The 20,563-nt window shown below is 59.7% G+C and carries 21 protein-coding genes and 1 riboswitch; of the genes, 7 read left to right on the plus strand and 14 right to left on the minus strand.

Features of this window, described 5'->3' with window-relative positions:
- The 3 genes from ACLB1Z_RS06435 (at position 1) to ACLB1Z_RS06445 (ending at position 2,940) form a co-directional block, all read left to right on the plus strand.
- On the plus strand, positions 1 to 906 hold the full coding sequence (locus tag ACLB1Z_RS06435) for a metallophosphoesterase family protein (protein ID WP_409562554.1): 906 nt from the start codon (positions 1 to 3) through the stop codon (positions 904 to 906).
- Positions 907 to 1,225: 319 nt separating this feature from the next.
- Positions 1,226 to 2,323, plus strand: coding sequence for a patatin-like phospholipase family protein (locus ACLB1Z_RS06440; RefSeq protein WP_409562555.1), 1,098 nt, complete (start codon positions 1,226 to 1,228; stop codon positions 2,321 to 2,323).
- 98 nt (positions 2,324 to 2,421) lie between these two features.
- On the plus strand, positions 2,422 to 2,940 hold the full coding sequence (locus ACLB1Z_RS06445; protein ID WP_409562556.1) for a DUF3280 domain-containing protein: 519 nt from the start codon (positions 2,422 to 2,424) through the stop codon (positions 2,938 to 2,940).
- Positions 2,941 to 3,045: 105 nt separating this feature from the next.
- On the opposite strand, the gene ACLB1Z_RS06450 is transcribed toward ACLB1Z_RS06445, so the two are convergent.
- On the minus strand, positions 3,046 to 3,843 hold the full coding sequence (locus tag ACLB1Z_RS06450) for a helix-turn-helix domain-containing protein (RefSeq protein ID WP_409562557.1): 798 nt from the start codon (positions 3,841 to 3,843) through the stop codon (positions 3,046 to 3,048).
- Positions 3,844 to 4,076: 233 nt separating this feature from the next.
- On the opposite strand from ACLB1Z_RS06450, the gene ACLB1Z_RS06455 reads away from it, so the two are divergent.
- Positions 4,077 to 4,460: a lysozyme inhibitor LprI family protein gene (locus ACLB1Z_RS06455; RefSeq protein WP_409562558.1), complete on the plus strand. Its 384-nt coding sequence runs from the start codon at positions 4,077 to 4,079 to the stop codon at positions 4,458 to 4,460.
- Here the strand turns inward: ACLB1Z_RS06455 and ACLB1Z_RS06460 are convergent.
- Both ACLB1Z_RS06460 and ACLB1Z_RS06465 read right to left on the minus strand, forming a co-directional pair.
- Positions 4,439 to 5,113: a septal ring lytic transglycosylase RlpA family protein gene (locus ACLB1Z_RS06460; protein ID WP_409562559.1), complete on the minus strand. Its 675-nt coding sequence runs from the start codon at positions 5,111 to 5,113 to the stop codon at positions 4,439 to 4,441. The genes ACLB1Z_RS06455 and ACLB1Z_RS06460 overlap by 22 nt on opposite strands.
- Positions 5,114 to 5,252: 139 nt before the next feature.
- Entirely contained in the window at positions 5,253 to 5,777 is a 525-nt protein-coding gene (locus tag ACLB1Z_RS06465) for a septal ring lytic transglycosylase RlpA family protein (RefSeq protein WP_409562560.1), read from the minus strand.
- 613 nt (positions 5,778 to 6,390) lie between these two features.
- On the opposite strand from ACLB1Z_RS06465, the gene chrA reads away from it, so the two are divergent.
- Positions 6,391 to 7,719, plus strand: coding sequence for a chromate efflux transporter (gene chrA / locus ACLB1Z_RS06470; protein ID WP_409562561.1), 1,329 nt, complete (start codon positions 6,391 to 6,393; stop codon positions 7,717 to 7,719).
- A gap of 2 nt (positions 7,720 to 7,721) precedes the next feature.
- Here chrA and ACLB1Z_RS06475 read toward each other — a convergent pair whose 3' ends face one another.
- On the minus strand, positions 7,722 to 8,687 hold the full coding sequence (locus ACLB1Z_RS06475) for a magnesium transporter CorA family protein (protein ID WP_409562562.1): 966 nt from the start codon (positions 8,685 to 8,687) through the stop codon (positions 7,722 to 7,724).
- 209 nt (positions 8,688 to 8,896) lie between these two features.
- Between ACLB1Z_RS06475 and ACLB1Z_RS06480 the strand changes: the two genes are divergently transcribed.
- Positions 8,897 to 9,211: a hypothetical protein gene (locus tag ACLB1Z_RS06480; protein WP_409562563.1), complete on the plus strand. Its 315-nt coding sequence runs from the start codon at positions 8,897 to 8,899 to the stop codon at positions 9,209 to 9,211.
- 88 nt (positions 9,212 to 9,299) lie between these two features.
- Here ACLB1Z_RS06480 and ACLB1Z_RS06485 read toward each other — a convergent pair whose 3' ends face one another.
- Together ACLB1Z_RS06485 and ACLB1Z_RS06490 are read right to left on the minus strand one after the other, a co-directional pair.
- Complete coding sequence (locus tag ACLB1Z_RS06485; RefSeq protein ID WP_409562564.1) at positions 9,300 to 9,815, minus strand: polymer-forming cytoskeletal protein; 516 nt, start codon at positions 9,813 to 9,815, stop codon at positions 9,300 to 9,302.
- A 234-nt stretch (positions 9,816 to 10,049) separates the two neighbouring features.
- Complete coding sequence (locus ACLB1Z_RS06490; RefSeq protein ID WP_409562565.1) at positions 10,050 to 10,379, minus strand: hypothetical protein; 330 nt, start codon at positions 10,377 to 10,379, stop codon at positions 10,050 to 10,052.
- Between the two features lie 221 nt (positions 10,380 to 10,600).
- Here ACLB1Z_RS06490 and ACLB1Z_RS06495 point away from each other — a divergent pair, with 221 nt between their 5' ends.
- The gene (locus ACLB1Z_RS06495) at positions 10,601 to 11,899 is read left to right on the plus strand and encodes a polysaccharide deacetylase family protein (RefSeq protein ID WP_409562566.1); all 1,299 of its coding nucleotides are present in this window, start codon (positions 10,601 to 10,603) and stop codon (positions 11,897 to 11,899) included.
- A gap of 641 nt (positions 11,900 to 12,540) precedes the next feature.
- Here ACLB1Z_RS06495 and ACLB1Z_RS06500 read toward each other — a convergent pair.
- The 8 genes from ACLB1Z_RS06500 to ACLB1Z_RS06535 all read right to left on the minus strand — a co-directional run bounded on the left by ACLB1Z_RS06500 (position 12,541) and on the right by ACLB1Z_RS06535 (position 20,545).
- Entirely contained in the window at positions 12,541 to 13,191 is a 651-nt protein-coding gene (locus ACLB1Z_RS06500; RefSeq protein WP_409562567.1) for a hypothetical protein, read from the minus strand.
- 122 nt (positions 13,192 to 13,313) lie between these two features.
- Positions 13,314 to 14,012, minus strand: a complete 699-nt coding sequence (locus ACLB1Z_RS06505; protein ID WP_409562568.1) for a glutathione S-transferase C-terminal domain-containing protein — start codon at positions 14,010 to 14,012, stop codon at positions 13,314 to 13,316.
- Positions 14,013 to 14,029: 17 nt separating this feature from the next.
- On the minus strand, positions 14,030 to 14,440 hold the full coding sequence (locus tag ACLB1Z_RS06510) for a hypothetical protein (protein ID WP_409562569.1): 411 nt from the start codon (positions 14,438 to 14,440) through the stop codon (positions 14,030 to 14,032).
- A gap of 129 nt (positions 14,441 to 14,569) precedes the next feature.
- Positions 14,570 to 15,301, minus strand: a complete 732-nt coding sequence (locus tag ACLB1Z_RS06515) for a hypothetical protein (protein ID WP_409562570.1) — start codon at positions 15,299 to 15,301, stop codon at positions 14,570 to 14,572.
- 5 nt (positions 15,302 to 15,306) lie between these two features.
- Positions 15,307 to 15,696, minus strand: coding sequence for a hypothetical protein (locus ACLB1Z_RS06520; RefSeq protein ID WP_409562571.1), 390 nt, complete (start codon positions 15,694 to 15,696; stop codon positions 15,307 to 15,309).
- A 118-nt stretch (positions 15,697 to 15,814) separates the two neighbouring features.
- Positions 15,815 to 17,659 carry a phosphomethylpyrimidine synthase ThiC gene (gene thiC / locus ACLB1Z_RS06525; RefSeq protein WP_409562572.1) on the minus strand — a complete coding sequence of 615 codons (1,845 nt, stop codon included), beginning with the start codon at positions 17,657 to 17,659 and terminating at the stop codon, positions 15,815 to 15,817.
- Positions 17,660 to 17,762: 103 nt separating this feature from the next.
- A riboswitch (TPP riboswitch) is annotated at positions 17,763 to 17,872 on the minus strand.
- Between the two features lie 95 nt (positions 17,873 to 17,967).
- Entirely contained in the window at positions 17,968 to 19,638 is a 1,671-nt protein-coding gene (locus ACLB1Z_RS06530) for a DUF4332 domain-containing protein (RefSeq protein ID WP_409562573.1), read from the minus strand.
- Positions 19,639 to 19,756: 118 nt separating this feature from the next.
- Positions 19,757 to 20,545: an NAD(P)-binding domain-containing protein gene (locus ACLB1Z_RS06535; protein WP_409562574.1), complete on the minus strand. Its 789-nt coding sequence runs from the start codon at positions 20,543 to 20,545 to the stop codon at positions 19,757 to 19,759.
- Positions 20,546 to 20,563 lie beyond the last annotated feature (18 nt).

The following is a 20,563-nucleotide window of genomic DNA, read 5'->3' on the forward strand; positions in this document are numbered from 1 at the left end:
ATGACCGAAGCTTTCACGCTCGCGCATTTTTCCGACGTGCACCTGCCGTCTACCGTGCGGGCGGCGTGGCCTTTTTGGAATGCAAAACGTCTGCTCGGGTACGCCAATTGGATGCGCAAGCGGCGGCGTGTTCACGTGCGTTCGGTCGCCGACAGATTAGTGGCGGACGCGAAAGCGTTGAGGCCCGATCATATCGCCATCACGGGCGACCTTATCAATCTGGGGTTGCCGGGAGAGTACGAGGCGGCGCTCTGTTGGCTGAGGACCGTCGGGGCGCCTCGGGACGTGACGGTCGTTCCCGGCAATCACGACATTTATTCAAGCCTGCATGGTCATGCCGGAATTGGTCGGTGGGCGCAGTATATGGGCGATGAAGACGACACGCTGGCATTTCCGTTCGTCCGCCGCGTCGGGCCGCTCGCGCTCGTCGGCTTGAACTCGGCCGTCGAGACACCGCCGTTTTATGCCGGCGGCAAACTTGGTCGCCATCAACTCGAAATTGCCAGCGAGCTTCTTGATGCGCTTGGCCAAGAAGGCGTCATTCGCGTTGTGCTGATCCATCATCCGCCATTGCCGGATCTCGCGCCGACACGACGGGCATTGAGCGATGCGGCGCATCTTTCGCATTTGCTCGAACGCGGGAATGCTGAACTCGTGCTCTATGGACACAATCATCAACCGCGGCTCGATTGGCTACATTCGCGCGGCAAAGCCGTTCCGATCATCGGCGCAGCATCGGCGTCAGCAGCGATCGCGCATGGCGAAGAGCCGCCAGCGAACTACAATCTCTTCACGTTCTTTAAAAACGAAAAGGGATTGCGCATTCGTCATATCGTGCGCGGTATCGATGGGCCGGAAAGCGCGGTCAGGAAGATCAGCGAAACGGTATTGAAGGCGCCGGCATAAATTTCTGGCAGCCCATTTTCGTGTCGCGGCCATATGCCACGCGCAAATGAAAGCAGCGTTGCGATGCCTCGTCGTGACGCGTCTTCTCTCCATGCAGCGCAGGTATGCTTGTGTTCTGAGCAAGTATGACAGCGTGGCTGGCCATACGATGGGCAGGAAAGGCGTGCAGCGCGTGTGTTATATTTACGCGCTAGTGCATAATCTGGGTGAAAGCCTGTCGTTCTGACGCGGCGCCATTGACACAAGCTCGCCGCGAGCGGTCATGATATGAAGACGCGCTGGCTTTCATTTTTAGGTGGCCTGCGGGGAGCACTGCAATTTGCCTAAACCTGTCGAAATCAATCTCGCCCTTCAGGGCGGTGGAGCACACGGCGCCTTCACGTGGGGCGTTCTCGACCGTCTGTTGGAGGATGAAACGCTACAGTTCGGATGGATCAGCGCAACGAGTGCTGGTGCCGTCAATGCGGTAGCGCTGGCAGCCGGTCTGGCTGAAGGCTCTCGTGCCAAAGCGCGCGAGAAGCTCTACAAGATCTGGCATGCGATCCATCAAGCCGGTGTGCCGGATCTCACGCGTCTCAATCCGTTTCTGAACGGATTGGTTCGTCCGACGCAGTTGACGACGCATCTCGCGACGATGCTGTCGCCATACGAATTCAATCCGCTGGGCTTCGATCCGCTCCGCCGGCTGATTACCGAGCATGTCGATTTCGATCTGATCCGCACGCGCTCGCCGGTCGAGCTGCTGATTGCTGCGACGCATGTTGCAACGGGCCGCGCACGTCTTTTCCGCGAAGATGAGATCACCGTCGACGCGGTATTGGCGTCCGCCTGTCTCCCGGTCATGCATCACGCCGTAGAAATCGAAGGCGCGGCCTATTGGGACGGCGGCTTTTCGGCCAATCCCGATATCGTGACGCTGGCGAGCGAAAGCCCGGTTCCCGATACGCTGCTGGTGATGGTGTCGCCGCGCGTGAATGAACATCTGCCCACGACGGCGCGCGATATTTCCAATCACGCCAACCGGCTGACGTTCAATGCGCCGCTGTTGCGCGATATCGAAGTCGTGACAGCGGTGCGCGAAACGTCCGGGCCGCTCATGGCAAAGGGCCGTTTGGCGCCGATCTGCCGACATCGCTTTCATTTGATCGACGGTGGTCCGATCACGGGCACGCTCAATCCCGAGACGACGATGCAGCCCGATTGGGATGTCATCACGTATCTGCACGGCGCCGGGCGCGACCATGCGGAGAAGTGGATGGACGTCGCTCGTTCTGCCGTCGGCCGGCTCGAAACCGTGGACCTCGCGAACTATTTCTTTCCACCAGTCGAAGATGGCGTGCAGTTCCGCACGGTTGCCACGCCAAAGCGTCACACCGGGCGTCGCGGCCTCGGCGGTGGCGTTAAACGCGCGAAGTAGCTTCGTCGGGCAAATCTCCCGGTCACAATCGTGGGATTTGCCTGCAACAAATTGGTCTCGCGGCGGTATTCCTTTCGGAATTCGAAGGAATACGAGCAATGATCAATTGCAGAACTCTCTTTGTGACGTTGATGGCGGCGTTATTGCTGCCATCGTTGCCGATTTCAATTGCCGAGGCCGCGCCGCAGCGCTTGGCTTTCCTCGGCGTGCGCATCCAAAACGACAACGAAGGCTTGGAGCCGACGACCGATGCGGAGCGCAAGCGCATGGCGGCGATCGGTAAGCAGTTCACCGATGCGCTGGTGACGTCCGGCGACTATAAAATCGTACCGTTGACAGACGATATTCGCGCCGAGATCGCGCGCGGACAGTCCGTTGGGCATTGCGGTGGCTGCGAGGCCGATTACGGCAAGACACTGAAAGCCGATCGCGTCGCGTGGATCACGGTGCAGAAAGTTTCAAACCTGATCCTGAATATGAATGTCTACATCGCCGACGTGACGACAGACAAATATACGTTCATCAAGAGCGTCGATATTCGCGGCAACACGGATGAATCGTGGTCACGCAGTCTGAAATACCTGCTCGACAATTACTTCTTTGAACGGAAGTCTTAGCGCAGGTGCCGCCGTCTTCGGTGAGGAACCTATAATTTTGCGTAGATGGCCGCCTTTCGCGGCCATTTGTTTTTTGGGGAAGATGACAACGAGTGGGCGGCAAGATCATCCGACGAGTTTGGCGTAGCCTTCAGCGACGGTTTCATCAAGCAGGCGTTTGTATTCCGCATAAGCTTTGTTTTTCGGTGTTACTTCGCCGAAGGTGTCGCCGTCGAAGTTTTGGCGGTGGGAATACAGAATGGGCGTTGCGACCGGGATGAAGGTCGCGCGCTGTTTGTTCAGAGTCGTGATGATGCCGCGCATCTCTCCCGCGCGATCGAGCTGGGAGACGACGACCATGCGCATCGCGCCTTTCGTCAGCGAGACGAGGTGGATGAAGCTCGATGATGCCGGAATGTAGAGGCGGCCGCGATGGGCATACGGAGCGTCCGGCCGGTCACGCTCCTGGAAGAGCAGGCTCGGCCATTCCGGGTCCCAACTGATGTCGGTGCGGTAGGCGACGATGGTATCTGGCAGCGAGAAGGAGCGGCGAAGCGTCAGGTAGCTGCCGATGTAGTGATCGACGGCGGCTTGTGTGTAGGCGCCCATGTAGATCGGCGCGATGCCGCCGCCGTTGCGAGCAAATTCGAGCGGACCGCTGGCGCTTTCGACGGCGACCGTTTCACCGTGCCAAGCGTCCCGCAGGCCGTGGAAATCGAGGCCGAGCACCATGCAGACGTCAAACAGCGTCTGGTCTCTGACCGAGCGGCCGCCGAGCAAATTCTGGATCGTCTTTTCGTGGCAGTCGGCAGCATCGGCGAGCTCGGCTTGCGTTAGCTTCTTTTCGACCATCGCCGTCTTGATGCGGTCGAGCGCCTCGGTGCGAGTGGTGGCGGGCGCAATCTGGTCGGCGACTTTTTTCATGGCCCACGAGTTTCGATGCGTGGCGACGGGACGCCGCCGTTGCCGGAAAATACCGATTTTTTCCGCCTGGAAGCAATCGGAATCGGACGTCAATTCCAGGCTTCTTCCCGTTGCTGCTTACTGGGGCCGGACGGGCTCATGTTTCCGCGATGTATTCGGCATTCTTCTCGCGTCGTCACCGCCGGGGTGACGCGGTGCGCCGCTTCGGCGCGCAACCCGAGGAGATGGACACCATGTCGGACACGGTTACTTCAAAATTGGCGGCGGCGATTTCCATGGGCTCGCTGCTGGCGCTCGCCATCATGGCGGGCAGCGTTCGGCCGGCCGCGGCGCAGGAGTTCGATTGCCGGAACGCCGAATTCGCATCCGAGATGACCATCTGCGGCAGCGGCCGGCTGTCGGCGCTCGATGAGCGGATGAACGAACTCTATCGGGATTTGAAGGCCGCTTACGGCACCCGCTACCAGCGTAACGGTCTCAAAGCCTATCAGCGGCAATTTCTCGATGCGCGCGACGCGTGTGGGCGCGATACGGAATGCATCAAAGGTGCGTATCTCGATCAGATCAGCGTGCTGGAGGCGCGCCTTGAGCAGGTTTACCGGCGCACCGAACGTTGATCGAGGTTTTCGACGACGTGGGGCGGATCCTGCCGGTCGACGACTTCGAGTTTCACGGCGGTCAGGCCCTTATCCGTCATCGAGAGGTCTTCGGCGGCCCTGCGAGACAAATCAATGACGCGGCCTGGTTTGAATGGGCCGCGGTCGTTGATGCGAACGATGACGCTTTGCCCGGTGTCGACCCGCGTAATGCGGACACGGGTTCCGAAGGGCAGCGTTCGGTGGGCGGCGGTAAGGGCGTTCGGATCGAACGCTTCGCCGGAAGCAGTCTTCTTGCCCGAGCCGTAATACGACGCGATGCCCTTCATGGCATGGGGCTTAGCGGTGCCCTCGGTAATCGGACCGTGCAGGCCGAACGGCGGGGTAGCCACTGTGGCGGTCGCCTTAACGCGTTTGATCGCCGGCTTGTTCAGTGTGATCTTGGCTCGCCAGTGATCGAATTTGATGGCGGGCGGTTTCGGCGGATCAGGCTCGGGCTGGGTGTTCGTGGCCCAGACGCCGACGGATGCGGTCGCGGCCGATGTTGTGGCCGCCGACGTTGCGACGACGGCGTTGCTTGCCGGCCCCGACAGAGCTTCTGAAAGCGATTGAGCCTGTGATGAGCCGCTTCCAGCGAAAACGGCTGAACTCACTAAAACGGCAACATAAGCCACACGAGTGCTTCGGCGCACGCACATTCCCCCCGGAACATCCCCGAATCACTGTGATTATGACGATTCTAATGGCGGAAAAACGTCGGGAGGCGCAGGTTATCCAACGCCTCCCGTCGTTATAGTCAGAGCATAAGCGTCTTTAGTTCAAGACCTGCAATGAGACACGGGCCACGCCGGCACCGGTCATGTTGATGGCACGGGCTGCGCCGCGCGACAGGTCGATGACGCGACCGCCGACAAACGGTCCGCGATCGTTGATGGTAACGACGACGGACTGGCCGTTCGACTGGTTCGTGACGCGCACGCGGGTGCCGAAAGGAAGCGAGCGATGCGCCGCGGTCAGACCGTCCGGGTTGAAGCGCGCGCCCGAAGCCGTGCGCTGGCCCTGCCAGTAGTACGACGCCATACCGCCGCCGCCGCCAGAAGCGTAGTGGCGCTTACGCGACGAACCCTGTGCATAGTGCTTGCGAGATACTTTGCGGGCATACCGCGACTTAGAAGACTTGTGGTAGGATTTATACGACGACTTGCGATAGACGGCTTTCTTGTGAGAATGCCCGCAGACATAGGCTGCGCCTTCGCACTTCCAGGCCGCGTTTGCGGGCATGGCTGCCGCTGTGATTCCCGCCAACGTGAACGCGGCTACCGCGATAGTTGAACGCATAATGCACTCCTTCATCAGGAGCAGCAGTGGTTTCGGGTCGAATGGGCGGTTTCCCCCGCCCGTGATCCGCTTCCTTCAGCGATCACGGGTCAACCGCCTCGGTGGCGGCACCGTCCGTGTATGTTGGGAGAAAGTTGCCCCTGTCTCGGAAAACCCCGTGTGACCCGTTACTGAACTCCAGAACCCAGTTCGTACTGCTGCCCGTGCTTGTTGACTGGGGTTACCCCCGTCCTGGCAGCGGCCAACGAGCACCGACTGGCTCCCGCGGTCAACCCGTTGCTGCTAACACTTTTTAACCATAATTGGTAACTGTCGGAAATATATCATTTATTTTAACTGCATCTTTAGGTTGCGCGACGCCAGGTCGCAGAATTTAACAATCTTTCACGGAACAAAAATCTTAACGGGCCATTCGTCATATTTCGTTTACCAATCAAAAGCCTATCTCGATCGGCCAGGCCGGACGCTCCGTATGCGCCGATTACCCGTTTTCGAAAATGCACTTTTAAATCGCGTTGCCGAGCTCTCGTCGGCTGCCGTGTCGCGAGATGTCCGCGCATGTTATTGGCCCTCCATGCGCGAGAGACTAGCGCGATGAGATGGATCGAATGCGATGGCGGATGTCCGGCGACAGCAGCACGATCAGCCGGTGCCGACGCCATCATTCGCTGAGGCACGCGCGGTTTGGTTGCGTATTGGGCTGATGTCGTTTGGCGGTCCCGCCGGACAGATCGCTCTGATGCACAAGGTCCTCGTCGATCAGAAGCGATGGTTGGACGAGGGGACGTTCCTGCTGGCGCTGAACTTCTGCACATTGCTACCCGGTCCGGAGGCGATGCAACTCGCGACCTATGCAGGATGGCGGATGCATGGTGTGCGTGGCGGTCTGACGGCTGGGCTGCTGTTCGTTCTGCCGGGCGCCCTGCTGATCCTTGCGATCTCCATTCTCTACGGCAACTTCGGGCAGGTGCCGATCGTTGCCACCCTGTTCGAGGGGATCAAGGCGGCGGTGCTGGCAATCGTCGCCGAAGCGCTGTGGCGGATCGCACGGCGCGCGCTGACAAGCCGGACGGAATGGCTGGTCGCTACGGCATCGTTCATTGGGATCTTTCTGTTCAAGGTGCCGTTTCCGGTCATCGTGCTGGCGGCGGCGCTGGCGGGCTGGGGCCGGACACTGGCTTCCGGCGGCGGCAATTCCGCATCGGCAGCAGCGGCGTCAACTTTGGTTGTGCCGATCGCATCGACACTTAACACGGTCGGGCTTTGGCTGGCAGTGTGGCTCCTGCCGCTGCTGGCCGTGGCGCTGGTTTTCGGGTTCGATCATGTACTGGCGCGGCTTGCCCTCTTTTTTTCGAAGCTGGCGGTCGTGACGTTTGGCGGCGCTTATGCCGTGCTCGCCTACATGGCTCAGGATGTCGTCGAAAAATACGGGTGGCTCAGGCCTGGCGAAATGCTGGACGGACTGGGTCTCGCCGAGACGACGCCGGGACCGTTGATCCTCGTTACCGAGTTCGTCGGCTACCTTGCGGCGGCGCGACATGGCGGCGGGCCAGCTTTGCTGTTCGGAGTGCTCGGCGCTGTCGTTACGTTGTGGGCGACGTTTGCGCCGTGCTTTCTCTATGTCTTCGCCGGTGCGCCGTACATCGAGTGGCTGAAGGCGTCGCCGAAGCTGAAAGCGGCCTTATCAATGATCACGGCGGCTGTCGTCGGCGTCATCTTCAATCTGTCGCTCTGGTTTGCGTTGCATGTGTTTTTCAGGGTGCAGGCTGAAGTGGGGTTTGGGCCGGCGCGGCTCGACGTGCCCTTGCTCGCCAGCGTCGATGCCCGGGCTGTCGGGTTGGCGGTTCTTGCCGCCGTGCTGCTGTTCGTTTTTCGCCTCGGAATCGTAACGACGCTCGGCGTTTCAGCCTTGGCATCGTTGCTGCTGGCTTGGGCGATGTGACGTCAGAGCCAACCCTTCTTCTTGAAATAGAGGAACGGGATCAGGCCGGAGATGAACATCAAGACGAGGGCCATCGGATACCCGAACGGGAAATCAAGCTCCGGCATGACTTTGAAATTCATGCCGTAGATCGAGGCGACGAGGGTCGGTGGCATCAGCATCACGGCCATGACCGAGAACAGCTTGATGATCTGGTTCTGCTCCGTCGAGATCATGCCAAGCGCCGCGTCGAGCAGGAAGCTGGTGCGGGCCGAGAGAAAGCGCATGCTTTCCATCAGCGATAGGATGTCGTGGTTGGCGGCTTCGATGCGACTGAGCACGCGCGTGTCGTCTTGGCGTTCGCGAGCGGCATTGGCGAAATAGAGCGACAGGCGGTGAAGCGACATGGCGCTTTCCTGCGCTCTCGCGGTAATGTCGCCTTCCTTGCCGACCGTCCTGAGTAAAACGTCCAGTCGCCGGTTGTGCGCAGCCTGTCCCTTTTGGGCAAAGACGACTGGGGCGATACGTTCGATTTCATCTTGAACGCGTTCGATCAGGTCAGCTTCGCGCTCGATCAGCATTTCGAGCAGGCCGATCATGACGCCCGCGCCCGTCACGCAATCGGCGTCGCCTTTCGCGGCGCGGGTGACGTAAACCGGAAAGGCCTTCGGCTCGGCGTAGCGCACGGTGACGAGGTGGTTGCCGGACAGAATGAACGTGATGACCGACGTCATCGGCATATCCTGTGCGTTGTGATGCAGGATAATGCTGGTCATGTAGTAGGCGCCGTTCTCCGAATAGAAGCGGTTCGACGCTTCGATCTCGCGCATTTCGGAGCGGGTCGGGATTTCGATGCCGAGAGCGTCTTCGATACCCTTGTCTTCGTTTTCGCCGGGATTAATCAGGTCGATCCACACGCTCGACGTAAGATCGCCCGGCTCTGTGCGCTTGATCAATTTGCCGCCGAGGGCGTCATAGACCGTTATCATTGATTTCAACCTTGCTGTGAAATGCGTGCGGCGTGGATGCTAGAACGCCGTCGATAGGCCTCAAGCTCGCGGCGCAGCCATTCCACGGCGCCTCCGGGCCGAACAAGCCCGCCGAACGGCCGAGCTTGTTCTGGCCGTCGGCGTTTCGGGCTTTGCCCGGCGGTCGCGAGTCCGATATGACGAATGCATCTTTAATTGGAGCGGCTTCCATGTCTCCGCGATTGACGATCGTTTCTGGTGTGGCCGGAATTCTGTTTTGCGGATTGGCGACGTCGGCTGGCGCCGGAGGAATTCAGTGCAAGAACGGCTTTCAGCTAGTGCAAGGCTCTTGGCTTTCCACGCCCTACTGCCAGGACGCACTGGTTGCCCAGGTAGCCCATGAATATGGGTTTAAGGCGACAGCGGCGGAGGTTCGCAACAACCCGATGTTCAAGCAGCGTCTTTGCCGTTTCATCGGCCAGGATATCCGGATCAAAGAGACCTGTAGCGAGGTAACGCCGGTTCCGGGGCGCGGATTTTACTGATGCCGTTATCGTAGGCCACCAGGCACAAAAAAGGTGATGATCGCTTGGTACGATCATCACCGGGATGGCATCGAAAAAACGTCAGGTCTCAGCCGAGATCTGGCGTCACTTCGCTGATGTCCTTGGCGCGGCGGACGCTGCCGTCGAACTGGGCGCCTTCGTCGATCGAAAGCGTCTGCTTGACGATGTCGCCGTCAACGCGCGAGGTGGCGTTGAGGTTCACGGACGAGCCTTTGAGGGCGCCGCTGACTTCACCCTGAACGGTGATGGTGCGAGCCGTGATGGTGCCGGCAACGCTACCCGTTTCACCGACGGTGACAGCTTCGCCATGAACATCGCCCTGGATGTGCCCGGCGATGAGCAGCGAGCCCTTCGTCTTGATTACGAGCTGCTGGCCCGAGATGGTGATGTCTTGTCCGAGGACCGATGTCGGCGCGTCGATGGCGTGTGTGTGAGAGTGATTGGCGGTCTGCTGGATCGGCGAGCCGAAAAGCGGCGGTGCCGGGGTCTTGGGTGCCATCGATGGGATCGATGAAGCGTGTGGCGTGAGTGTCTTGGCTGGCTCTGCGACGCGTGGTTCCGGCGTCGCTACGCGGTTGAACATCGGTCTACCCCCAAACAAAAAAGAACTGCTGTCGCCCTTCCCGCTGAGGCACAGCATCACGCTAGTTTGGGTACATTATGTCCAAGTCAGCACTGGCGCCAGGATTGTTTCGCCGCGGCGCAGAATTCGGCGGGCCGGGGCAGCAATCGTTAAGACGCTTGATCAAAAGAGAAACGGGCCATCGCGTTTGGCGAGGCCCGCCCTGGATTTCCCATCGTGAATTCGTGTCGGGGATCAGTCCCAGTAATTCACGAACGGCGCGACGACGTGCGTTCTGCCGTGGCGATCACTGTAGACGTGTGCGAACGGTGCATCGACGACTGTCCGGCGTCCGCTTTCGACGCGCGTGAAGGGCGCATGCACAACATTACGGCCCCGGTGATAGTGACGGTGATAAATCGGGCGGCCATTCCGGTCGTACCGGTCATGGACCTTGATCAGGTTGGACGGCGCATCGGCCGCGCCGGGCTTTGCAGCCGGGAAGGCGTTGGCTGTTACGGAGACCGCCAGCATCGAAGCCAGCGCTGCCGTGACTGCGATGAGGGAACGGGAAAATGCCGTCATGACAATACTCTTCTCGTTTCTGTTGCTACGCTTTCAAAACTGACGAAGTGAGCTTTTGGTTCGCATTTTTCCATGCGGCAATTGGCTGAACGGCTGCCTCTTTTGCTCGGCGCGATCCAATCCCTGACGCCTTAATGCGACGTACCCTGCAGAATCTGCGGGTCTGGGCTTCCGACAGCGCGGGAGTCTGCTAGATTCGTTAACAAAAAGGGGAGGTCGTCATGGTCATTCACCGAGTGGGGCTCGCCATTATCCTAACGGCGCTTCTCGGGCATGGCCCGGCGTCGGCGGCAGATGAAGCGGCGTGTCCGCGTCCGGGTACGCTTGGCGTTTCCCGCACCGTCGAGATCGATACGACCGGCGGGCCGGGCTTCGGAATGGAGCACTACAAGGCGTACGACTTCCTACAGGACAAGGAAGTCGTCCTGACATTCGACGACGGTCCGCAAAAGTACACGACCGAAGCGGTCCTCAAGGCGCTGAATGACGAATGCGTCAAGGCGACGTTCTTCTCGATCGGGAAAATGGCGCTGGGCTATCCGGAGATCATTCGCGAGGTGGCGAAGGCCGGACATACGGTCGGAACGCACACGTGGAGCCACAAGGCGCTTGCCAAGCTCAAAACGTTCGATGCGGGCAAGGATGAGATCGAGCGCGGGGTCAGCGCCGTGCACCGCGCGGTCGGTGGTCCCATAGCACCCTTCTTCCGGTTTCCAACGCTCGTCGATACGCAGGAGGCCGTCGCGTATCTCGGCAAGCGCAACATCGCGATCTTTTCGACCGACATCGACAGCGTCGACTACAAGCCGCAAACGGCTGATCATCTCGTCAAGTCGCTGATGCAGAAGCTCGACAAGAGGGGCAAGGGCATCCTCTTGATGCATGATATTCATAAAACGACCGCCAAGGCCGTGCCGATGCTGCTCGCGCAGCTCAAGGCCAAGGGCTACAAGATCGTTCATATGACCGCGAAGTCTCCAGTGACGACGGTCGCGGAATACGATCAAGCCATCGAGAAGGAAGCGAAGGGCCTGCCGCAAGTCGGCGCCGAGAAGCCGCTTTCGAGTATCGTCAAGACGGTTGGTGGAACGCCGCCGCCAAGCGAAGCGCCATCTTCATCGGAAAATGGCGAGCCGGAAGGGTTGCCGGCGCCGCCATCGCCTGAAGCCGCGTCGTCCGCTCCGGCTGCTGCGCCGCTTCCGGCTTTTCCGGCGACGCCGCCCGCTCCACAATCCGTTCCTGAAGCGGCGCCCGCTCCGGGAAAGCAATCTTCGGCGGAGTCCGCGCCTCAGGAGGTCAAATCTCCGGTGGCGACTGTGTCGGAGACAGTCGACGGCGCGGCAAAGCCCGTGAGCGTTGTCGCGGCGGCCGAGACCTCACCGGTGAAGACGGTTTCGGGGACAGCGCATATAGATGAGCCAAAGAAGGTCGACGCGCTTGAGCCCGCGCATCCGGGCGAGCCACCGAAATCGATATCCGAGAAGCTGAAAGAGACGTGGCAGTTCTGGTTCGGCGAATAGTGCCGACAAAAATGAAATGGGTGGCAGGGTTTGCCACCCATTTCATTTTGGACGCCCTGTAAGGCCCCCCGGGCCCGCCGCAAACCAAGCTTTCTGCCCGAGCGCACAACAGCGCGACGGCAAGTTCTTGGGCGTTCACCACGGTCTGACGCTGATAATCAGAGACGTAGCGTTTCCGGCATCATGTGGGCTTGGTCCCCCAATCGACCCCCCGATCGACTGCCCACGAGAGGGACGCTATTGGACCTTGACGGGGGCTTCCACAGAAAACGAATCAGTTTTGCTCGAATCCAAAATCGTGTGGCGTATTGGATACAACAAAATGAATATTCAGTACTCAGACTATAGTCTTGTGGATAGCTGCTTTCGGAGGGAACTACGCAAAGAGAAGGGCCGCTCGTGAGAGCGGCCCCGTGAGATCATCGTCTGAAAGCGGAGTTGCAATGTCTGCCGCTTAGGTGTCAGGCGCACTCCAGGAGAGTTCCGTGTGCAAGCCCGAGCGACCTCGACATCGACCGCCTCAAGATCCCACTCGACATCGGATCACCTCCTCTCTGTTGTTGAAAGATGAGATAAGCTGACACTGTTCGCGCGCTTTGAAAAGCCTTTGTTTTATGACGCTTTGTTAAGTCTGGTTCGCGTTATTTGTTGAGGCAACTCGGATAGGGCGGTTTCTCGTCCGGTCTGATTGCGCAGAGGCGGATCGGTGTGAGCTTCGCCAGCCGGTCTTTCCATTTGCTCTCGTCGATCGTCAGGTTCTCGGCATTCGCGGCTGTGCGTTCGGCCCATTGCACCGTGTAAACGGCGGACGCGGATTTGATTGCAACGACGAGGGCAGTTTCGCTGTCGTCGCCGCCGCTCGCATCGATCTTGCCGCAATTCGCGACGGCCACGAATGCGTCTTCGCCGCTGATCTCGGTCTGGCCGAGCGGCTTTACCGAGAATGTTTTCGGGCAGGCCTTCTGAAATCCGGCCGCGATCTGCGCCGCGAAGTATTGTGCGGAGAGGTCGGGATGTGTCGGGGCGGCTTTCGCGCCGGTCACAGTGATCATCTGCGACCACTTCTCGGCTGTCTCGCCTTTCAGCACGGCTTCGCGAATATAGTTGTCGGCGGTCGGCTGCTCATAAACGGTGGTGAAGTCTGCGGGCAGCGTGAACATCACGAGCTTCCCAAAGATCGGCGAGATGACGATCGGCGCGGATGGGCTGCTTGGGGGCTTGGCCGTATCGTCGGCGATAGCATATCCCGGCCAAGTGCAGAACAGGGCGAGCAGAAACAGCGAACTTCGCATGCAGCACATCCTTGATGGTTTTCCGGAACGGCTAGCGTGCAGATATGACCATAGTCAGACGGCGCCTGCGTCAATTCCAGGGTCGTTGCAATGTCGGGAAGTTTCTCCCCCAACAACGCCGTTCATGTAGAGCCGCTGACGGCGTCGTGGATGGCGCGGCAGTGGTGCACCATGTTGTCATGCGCGACGACGAATTTCTTCAGCGGTGTGTCGATGTCATAGAAATAGATGTTGGCGATAAAGCCATAGATGCCGGCGTCTATCGTTGATGGTTTGGGGCCGTGAACAAAGCCCTCGGCCGGGATGAGGTTGGCCAGAACCCGCAAGTCTGCGAGGCCGCGCGCCATGGCCTGATCCGGCTCGTAGCGTCCGATCCCTTGATAGTAATAGCGCTTGGCGTTGAATTCTTTCGCAGCGGCGAGGCCCTCTTCCGTCAGTTGCGGATGTTCGCGCAGCAACGCATCGCGGAATTGCTTCCAATAGCGCTCGTCCTTCCAGCGTGAATAGGACATGACCCAATAAAGATCGTCGAGCAGGCGCGTGACGAGGAGATCGGTGTCGCGCTGGGCGGGTGTCAGCGCGTCATCCATCGTCACGCCGTACTTGCGCGTGACGTGCGCGATGATCGCGCCGCTGTCGCCGATCGTTTCGCCATTGTCGACGATGTAGGGAAGCTGACCGCGCGGCGCGGACGAGGCGTCGAAGATGTGTTCGTGCACGAACGGTACGCCTGCCAGTTTCAGGAAGGCATAGACTTTCAGGCCGTAGCCGTTGTTGTCGGCGACGCCGAACAGCGTCGGGTAAGAGTAGAGCGTGAGCATCGCACGAACCCTTAAGTCTAAGATCTATGCGAACGCATTTCCATGGCACGGCCAAACCCAGCAAGCAGTGTGCCCACGGCAAATAACGCCAGCACGACGTATTGGAGGTTATCCTCGACGCCTTCCTTCGCGATCATGAAATCGGAGATATCGGCATCCGACGACTTGAAGCGGTTCAGGGTCTCGTCGCGTGCGGTTCGTGCCCCTGTGATTTTTTCCGCGGGCGCATTGAGAGCTTGCAGCATCTCGATGCGATTGTCGTAAATGGCTTTGATCTGGATCTGTGCCGATTGCTGCGTGCTGAACGCGGCAAGGCGCCATTCGATCTCGCGCTTCAATGGATCGAGATAGAACATCTGCATCGCTGTCGATCCGAGCAGCAGAATGATCCCGAACAATTCACCGAGCTGATACGTCTTGAACCCCATCGCTTTCCCCCGCGGCTGTCGTTGGGGGCGGTGCTTCTCCGCACCATCCCGCCAACCGCGATCCTAGCAAAAGGGCGTTTGCTGACTATGGTTTTTCGAGGGCAAGGGGCGACCTGCCAACCGTCACCGTCAAAGCGCGTGCTGAATTCGATAAAGTAATGTTCGAGCTTGATCGAGTGATTTTAGCAATTCAGTCGTTGCCGGTGACTGTTCGCCATGCACAACTGAATTTCTAGTGCTAAGCAGCTTTTTGAAAGCCCGAGCTTCGTCAACGGATAGGACATCTTTTTTTTGTAGTCGCTCGATCAAAAAGGCGATTGGCTCTTGTGCCACAGATTCTCCAAGCTTAGAGGATGCGAGGTTTCGCATCGCAACCTCTATATTGCGCCACGTGACCAAATATTTCGCGAACAGTTCATTGTCCTCGTTTCGCGATATGTCGCGAAATTCAGGTGTGAGAACTCCGGTCTTTCTCAAATAAATTAGCGCAATACTGGCCGCGGTCATTATGACACCTACAAATACAATGACCAGGGGAAGTTGTTGGCTCGCATCAATGTTGTTTGCTAATTGGCGTAAAGCATAGATGCCGAATCCAGCCATCGAACTAAGAATTCCTAGTACCGCATACAGCGGGAGGATTTTGTCGATTGCCGATCGCGGTGGCATGCGGCTTTTTCGAGCCATCCGTTGCGCGCCGTTGACTATGTCCTGAACGGAAATTTCGCGCATTTCTCCGGTCATTCGTGCCGCTTCGTATGCGGCGGACACTAAAATTTCGTCACGGTAGTCACTCAGAATTTCCTCGAGGGTTTGCCTCGCCGCTGGAGTTAGTTTCTCCGAGAAATTGTCGGTGACCATGGAGGCTATTCCTTTACCACTACCAAGACGGTTGCGGTGACTGTGACGATTAGCAGAATGATAAAGGCCGCGAGCATGAGGGGCTGCTTGAGCTTCTCCGCGTCAGTGAAGAAGCCCGTAGCAAGGGCTCCAATAGGGGAAATTATCTTACCAGCAATCAGCCAGTAGTTGGGCCTGCCTTGCCGATAGCCGCGTCGGAGCAACAAGTCTGCATCAGCGATCATAGAACTGGTAATCTGCGGCTCGCCGTTTCCTGCGCTGGACGTCGTTTCTAGACGGCTAGCTTCTTGCAACAAGTCGGCAGCATAGCTCTCAAGACGAATGCGTGTTTCGTTTAACGCTTGGGCGTTCAAATACTGGGTCAGTGCATCTGGAATATTCAAATCGAATGGCATTCCGGAGCCCGGCGCAAAATCGAAGAATTATTTTTTCGCCAGTACCTTCTGACGAGAATGTGCACAAGCAAAAAAGGTCGGAAATCCGCATAAATCTCACTTTTAAATAGTGCGCTCGTCACTTCGGGCTGGGCTCAATATACAGGTTGTTCCCCAGTTCCTTGAACTTCGCGCTCATCTCGACCATGCCGACTTGCTGGTCGTTCAGGGTTGCTGCGTAGTCGCGGACGTCCTGCGTGATCTTCATCGAGCAGAACTTCGGGCCGCACATCGAACAGAAGTGCGCGACCTTGTGGGCGTCCTTCGGTAGCGTCTCGTCGTGGAACGACATCGCTGTGTCGGGATCGAGCGACAGATTGAACTGATCCTGCCAGCGGAATTCGAAACGGGCGCGCGAGAGCGCATCATCGCGAAGCTGCGCGGCGGGGTGACCTTTCGCGAGATCGGCGGCGTGTGCTGCGATCTTGTAGGTGATGACGCCGACCTTCACATCGTCGCGGTTCGGCAGGCCCAGATGCTCCTTCGGCGTGACGTAGCAGAGCATCGAGGTTCCGAACCAGCCAATCATCGCGGCGCCGATGCCGGACGTGATGTGATCGTAGCCTGGCGCGATGTCGGTCGTCAGAGGTCCGAGCGTATAGAACGGAGCCTCGCCGCAAGCCTTCAACTGCTTGTCCATGTTGGCTTTGATCTTGTGCATCGGCACGTGACCTGGGCCTTCGATCATGACCTGGCAGCCCTTGTCCCACGCGATCTTGGTCAATTCGCCAAGCGTTTCAAGCTCAGCGAATTGCGCGCGATCGTTGGCATCGGCGATGGAGCCCGGCCGCAGGCCGTCGCCGAGAGAGAACGATACGTCATACTTCCGCATCAGATCGCAGATCTCGTCGAAGCGTTCGTAAAGGAAGCTTTCCTTGTGGTGAGCAAGGCACCACTTCGCCATGATCGAGCCGCCGCGTGAAACGATGCCCGTGACGCGATTGGCGGTTAGCGGCACGAACGGCAGGCGCACGCCGGCGTGAATGGTGAAGTAATCGACGCCTTGCTCGCACTGCTCGATCAGCGTGTCGCGATACAGTTCCCATGTGAGCTTCACAGGATCGCCGCCGCACTTTTCGAGCGCCTGATAGATCGGCACGGTGCCGATGGGCACGGGCGAATTGCGGATGATCCATTCACGCGTGGTGTGGATGTTGCGGCCCGTCGAAAGATCCATGACGGTGTCCGCGCCCCAGCGGATCGCCCACACCATCTTTTCGACTTCCTCTTCGACCGACGACGTCACGGCGGAATTGCCGATGTTGGCGTTGATCTTCACGAGGAAGTTCCGGCCGATGATCATCGGCTCAAGCTCGCCGTGGTTGATGTTCGCCGGAATGATGGCGCGGCCGCGGGCGATTTCGGAACGCACAAACTCCGGCGTGATGTGCTCGGGGATGTCGGCGCCGAAACTTTCGCCGTCGGCGAGCGCTTCCTTGGCGCGCGCGAGCGCCGCCGCACGACCGAGGTTTTCGCGATGGGTGACGTAGATCATCTCTTTGGTGATGATGCCTGCGCGCGCGTATTCGAATTGGGTGAGGGGAGCGGAAGACGTGGCACAGCGCGGTTGATAAACGGTCGGAAACACGCGCGCAGCGTGGGCGCCCGTCACGTTGCCGTTGTCTTCCGGTTTGATCGTGCGGCCGTCATAGGCTTCCGTGCCGCCGCGCTCGGCAACCCAAGCGTCGCGGATTCGCGGGAGACCGGTCGCCACGTCGATCGTTACGGTCGGATCGGTGTAGGGGCCGGACGAGTCATAAACGCGGAACGACGGCTCGTTCACATCCGTAAGCGCGATCTCGCGGAATGGTACGCGGACGTCGTAATGGCCTTCGGGCGAGGAATAGACTTTTGTCGAAGCGCTGATCGGGCCGACAGTGACTTTCGGCGTCTGGATGTCGGCGGTGCGGGTTGGCTTGTTCATGACGTTGCTCCTCTCGGCCACTCCCTGGGTAAGGGAGTGTTCCACCATGGCTGCACGCGCACGCGCAGAATTGCGTTGACCGGAAAGGTGCGGAATGCGGCTCTGCCGCGGAATGCCCCGTCCCTTCGCCGGCATAACCCGGATCAGGTTCGAAGGGTGCTCGCGCTTTCTTACGCGATCTCAGCCGGACAACCGGCGCCCCTCGGAAACGGGCACATTCTTGCGCGGATGGGGTGCGCTTGGCAAGTGTGGCCCGATGATCCTCGGACAAGCCCAGGGATGACATCTTTCGGCGTAGCCGAATGGCGCTAGGCCGCTGCTGCCTGCTTGGCGAACTCGACCCAGCTTTTGATTTTTTCGATGTCGGGTGGGCGGCCTTCGCGCAGGACACGCTTGCCGGCCGATGTGGTCGCGAATTTCAGGACGCTAGCGGACAGTGCGAGCGGATCGGCTTCGGCGACGGCTTCGGCCGTCTTGTAGCCCGCCCCGACAAGCAACTGTGCATGCGTGCCGCGGAGGCCCGGTACGGCCATGACGAGTTTTGCCTGATCCTGCCATTCGAGAAGTGTCTCGGCATCGAAATGCGGGTCGTCGAGTTTTTCCGCGAGCTGCTCGGGATCCTGCTTCAGGAAATCTGCGACCGTGTGAATATCGATCGCCGCGAAGCGATCGGCGATTTTCGGTCCGATGGAGGGTGCCGCTTCGAGGTCGTCGCCTTCGCGCAGATACACGCGCGTTTCCGACGGACGATCAGGGGACGGCCGCGAGATTGAAATCGGCGCGGCTGCCGCGGCGGGTGCCGGAGCGGGCGTGTATGCCGCTGGGGGCGTCGCTGCTGGCGGTACTGTCGCCGCGCGTTGTTGCGAGGGCGTCCAGAGCGGCTCCATGCGCGCGGCAATGCTCGGCGCGGCACGTGGCATCGGCGGCGGTGTTTTCGACAGCGGGATCGTCGGCGGCGTTTCGGAAATGTCCATTTTGGTCGCGGCCGACTTCGCGACGGCAAGTTCGAGCGGCGTGTCGTCGGGGCCGTTGATGCGGGCGGCGCGGGCGGCTTTGCGCTCGGCGAGCTTCGGCGCCAGGACTTCGGCGTTGTGAAGATCGCGGATCGTGCGATCGTCTTCGGACAGAGATTTGTCGACGCGGCCGGTGGTCTTCAATTCGTCGTAGATGGCAGCGACGAGCTTGCGGTCTTCTTCGTTCGAGAGCCGCTTTTCGATGAACTTCCTCGGGATCTGCGTCATAGCGAGGAAAGTTTCCGCCGTCAGCGTCACTTCAGGCGCGGACATGCCGGATTCGGCGATGGCTCTGTCGAGCACCTTGCCGAAGCTCGTGGAGGCATAGATCAGCAGTTCCGCGACGACGGTTTTGGCAATGTCGTCGAGGCCTTCCTCGGGACGAGAAGCGCCTTTGTGAATATCGTAATGGGCGATGAGCTTCTCGTAGTAGCGGTGCGAGAACTCGGCGCCATCGCAGACGAATTTAGGCAGCCATTTCTGGCCGGAAGGAACGGCGATGCTCAAGCGCCCGAAGCGCTTTTCGCCGAGTGCGCGCAGCGTATTGTAGGAGCGATTGATGCTCCATTCCGTGGCGCGGTGGATGGCATTCTCGGCTTCCGTCTGGCCGGTGTGGAACGGCATCACCGGATCGGTGAAGTAGTGGCTCAGTACGCCCGCGGCGTAGACGGCTTCCGGCCAATTACCGGCTTTGAGTTCGAAGACGGTGCGATTGTACCACTCCTGCGTCTTCTCCGGCGCGCCGCCCCAGTAGTTCTCGGATACGTGCAGGACGTGGTTTTTGAAATCCTTGAAGGTGACGTCAGGGGCTTTCGAGCCCTCGAGATAGCGCTCGACGTGTTTCAGAAACAGGCGGGTCCAATCGGCGCTGTCTGGGCGCGTCATCGCTTCCAGCGCATCGAGCGCCAGCTTGTGATGAGTGCCGTTGGCATGCGTAGCATACACAATTCGAAAGAGCGGCGACATTTGAGGCCCCAGTGCTCGCGGTGAACGGGCTCGCGGTGAAGTCTCGCGACGAAAGTGCAAGATGCTTACGCGAGTCGGGGCTGTCGCTCGATCCGTGCGGCAGGGACGCCGCAGGTCATCAACGGTTTTCGCGCTTGGAGCGCGCCTGTTTTTCAGCCGCAAGGTCGATGATGTCGGCTCCCGCATTGCGGTCGCGGGCGATGCGGCGGGCGAGATCGGCGCGGCGGGCGATCTGCACGATGTTCATTCCGTGCGGGGGCGCGCGTTCGGACAGGACGCGGGCGATCATGTCCGGCGTCAGGCCGCAGGCGGCGCCAAGGGCCATGGCTTCCTCGCGGGCGACGGCATGGGCGGCCTCGATGTAGCCCATGAGGGCTGCGGCTGCGTGCGCACTCCCGAGCGGGCCAGTACGCTCGACGGTGCCGAACAGCGAGACGATGCTGGCTGCCATCTCGGTCGCAATTTCGGCGCCGCCGAGAAGAACTTTGGCTCGGCCTTCGGCAGCAGCGGCGCCGCCGCCGATCAGCGCCGCGTCCGTCAGCGAAACGCCTCGCGGCTCAAGGAGTTCGAGCAGCGCATCGAGTTCACGCGGCGTCCGCGCACCGAGATCGACGATGACAGCGCCCGACAGCGGAGCAAAATCGAGATCGGACGCGTCGCGGCCTATCAGCAGGCCGCGGAACGCTTCGGTGTCCTCGATGGCGATGAGGATGACTGGACAGTCCGCCATGCCGTTCGAGGTCGGCGAGACTGGCTCCAGATGCTCGCCGTAAATGGCGGGTGAGGCACCCGGCAGAGCTGCGTAAAGTGTTGGAATGCGGCAGGCGGCGAGGCGTTCGGCAATTGCCGTTCCAAATTCGTCGTTGCCTATGACGCCGATTGGCCGGGTATTCGAAGCGCTGCCCATGGGGTTGTGTGCCCTCTC

The organism is Hyphomicrobium sp. MC8b, from assembly GCF_905067615.1.
Lineage (GTDB): Bacteria > Pseudomonadota > Alphaproteobacteria > Rhizobiales > Hyphomicrobiaceae > Hyphomicrobium_B.

What these genes read in the sequence shown, in the direction of transcription:
- ACLB1Z_RS06465 (WP_409562560.1), bottom strand. Translation starts at nt 5,777, where the DNA reads ATGCGTTCAACTATCGCGGTAGCCGCGTTCACGTTGGCGGGAATCACA.
- chrA (WP_409562561.1), top strand. Translation starts at nt 6,391, where the DNA reads ATGGCGGATGTCCGGCGACAGCAGCACGATCAGCCGGTGCCGACGCCA.
- ACLB1Z_RS06530 (WP_409562573.1), bottom strand. Translation starts at nt 19,638, where the DNA reads ATGTCGCCGCTCTTTCGAATTGTGTATGCTACGCATGCCAACGGCACT.
- ACLB1Z_RS06535 (WP_409562574.1), bottom strand. Translation starts at nt 20,545, where the DNA reads ATGGGCAGCGCTTCGAATACCCGGCCAATCGGCGTCATAGGCAACGAC.
- ACLB1Z_RS06485 (WP_409562564.1), bottom strand. Translation starts at nt 9,815, where the DNA reads ATGTTCAACCGCGTAGCGACGCCGGAACCACGCGTCGCAGAGCCAGCC.
- ACLB1Z_RS06445 (WP_409562556.1), top strand. Translation starts at nt 2,422, where the DNA reads ATGATCAATTGCAGAACTCTCTTTGTGACGTTGATGGCGGCGTTATTG.
- ACLB1Z_RS06520 (WP_409562571.1), bottom strand. Translation starts at nt 15,696, where the DNA reads ATGCCATTCGATTTGAATATTCCAGATGCACTGACCCAGTATTTGAAC.
- ACLB1Z_RS06510 (WP_409562569.1), bottom strand. Translation starts at nt 14,440, where the DNA reads ATGGGGTTCAAGACGTATCAGCTCGGTGAATTGTTCGGGATCATTCTG.
- thiC (WP_409562572.1), bottom strand. Translation starts at nt 17,659, where the DNA reads ATGAACAAGCCAACCCGCACCGCCGACATCCAGACGCCGAAAGTCACT.
- ACLB1Z_RS06495 (WP_409562566.1), top strand. Translation starts at nt 10,601, where the DNA reads ATGGTCATTCACCGAGTGGGGCTCGCCATTATCCTAACGGCGCTTCTC.
- ACLB1Z_RS06455 (WP_409562558.1), top strand. Translation starts at nt 4,077, where the DNA reads ATGTCGGACACGGTTACTTCAAAATTGGCGGCGGCGATTTCCATGGGC.
- ACLB1Z_RS06500 (WP_409562567.1), bottom strand. Translation starts at nt 13,191, where the DNA reads ATGCGAAGTTCGCTGTTTCTGCTCGCCCTGTTCTGCACTTGGCCGGGA.
- ACLB1Z_RS06450 (WP_409562557.1), bottom strand. Translation starts at nt 3,843, where the DNA reads ATGAAAAAAGTCGCCGACCAGATTGCGCCCGCCACCACTCGCACCGAG.
- ACLB1Z_RS06505 (WP_409562568.1), bottom strand. Translation starts at nt 14,012, where the DNA reads ATGCTCACGCTCTACTCTTACCCGACGCTGTTCGGCGTCGCCGACAAC.
- ACLB1Z_RS06475 (WP_409562562.1), bottom strand. Translation starts at nt 8,687, where the DNA reads ATGATAACGGTCTATGACGCCCTCGGCGGCAAATTGATCAAGCGCACA.
- ACLB1Z_RS06490 (WP_409562565.1), bottom strand. Translation starts at nt 10,379, where the DNA reads ATGACGGCATTTTCCCGTTCCCTCATCGCAGTCACGGCAGCGCTGGCT.
- ACLB1Z_RS06480 (WP_409562563.1), top strand. Translation starts at nt 8,897, where the DNA reads ATGTCTCCGCGATTGACGATCGTTTCTGGTGTGGCCGGAATTCTGTTT.
- ACLB1Z_RS06515 (WP_409562570.1), bottom strand. Translation starts at nt 15,301, where the DNA reads ATGGTCACCGACAATTTCTCGGAGAAACTAACTCCAGCGGCGAGGCAA.
- ACLB1Z_RS06435 (WP_409562554.1), top strand. Translation starts at nt 1, where the DNA reads ATGACCGAAGCTTTCACGCTCGCGCATTTTTCCGACGTGCACCTGCCG.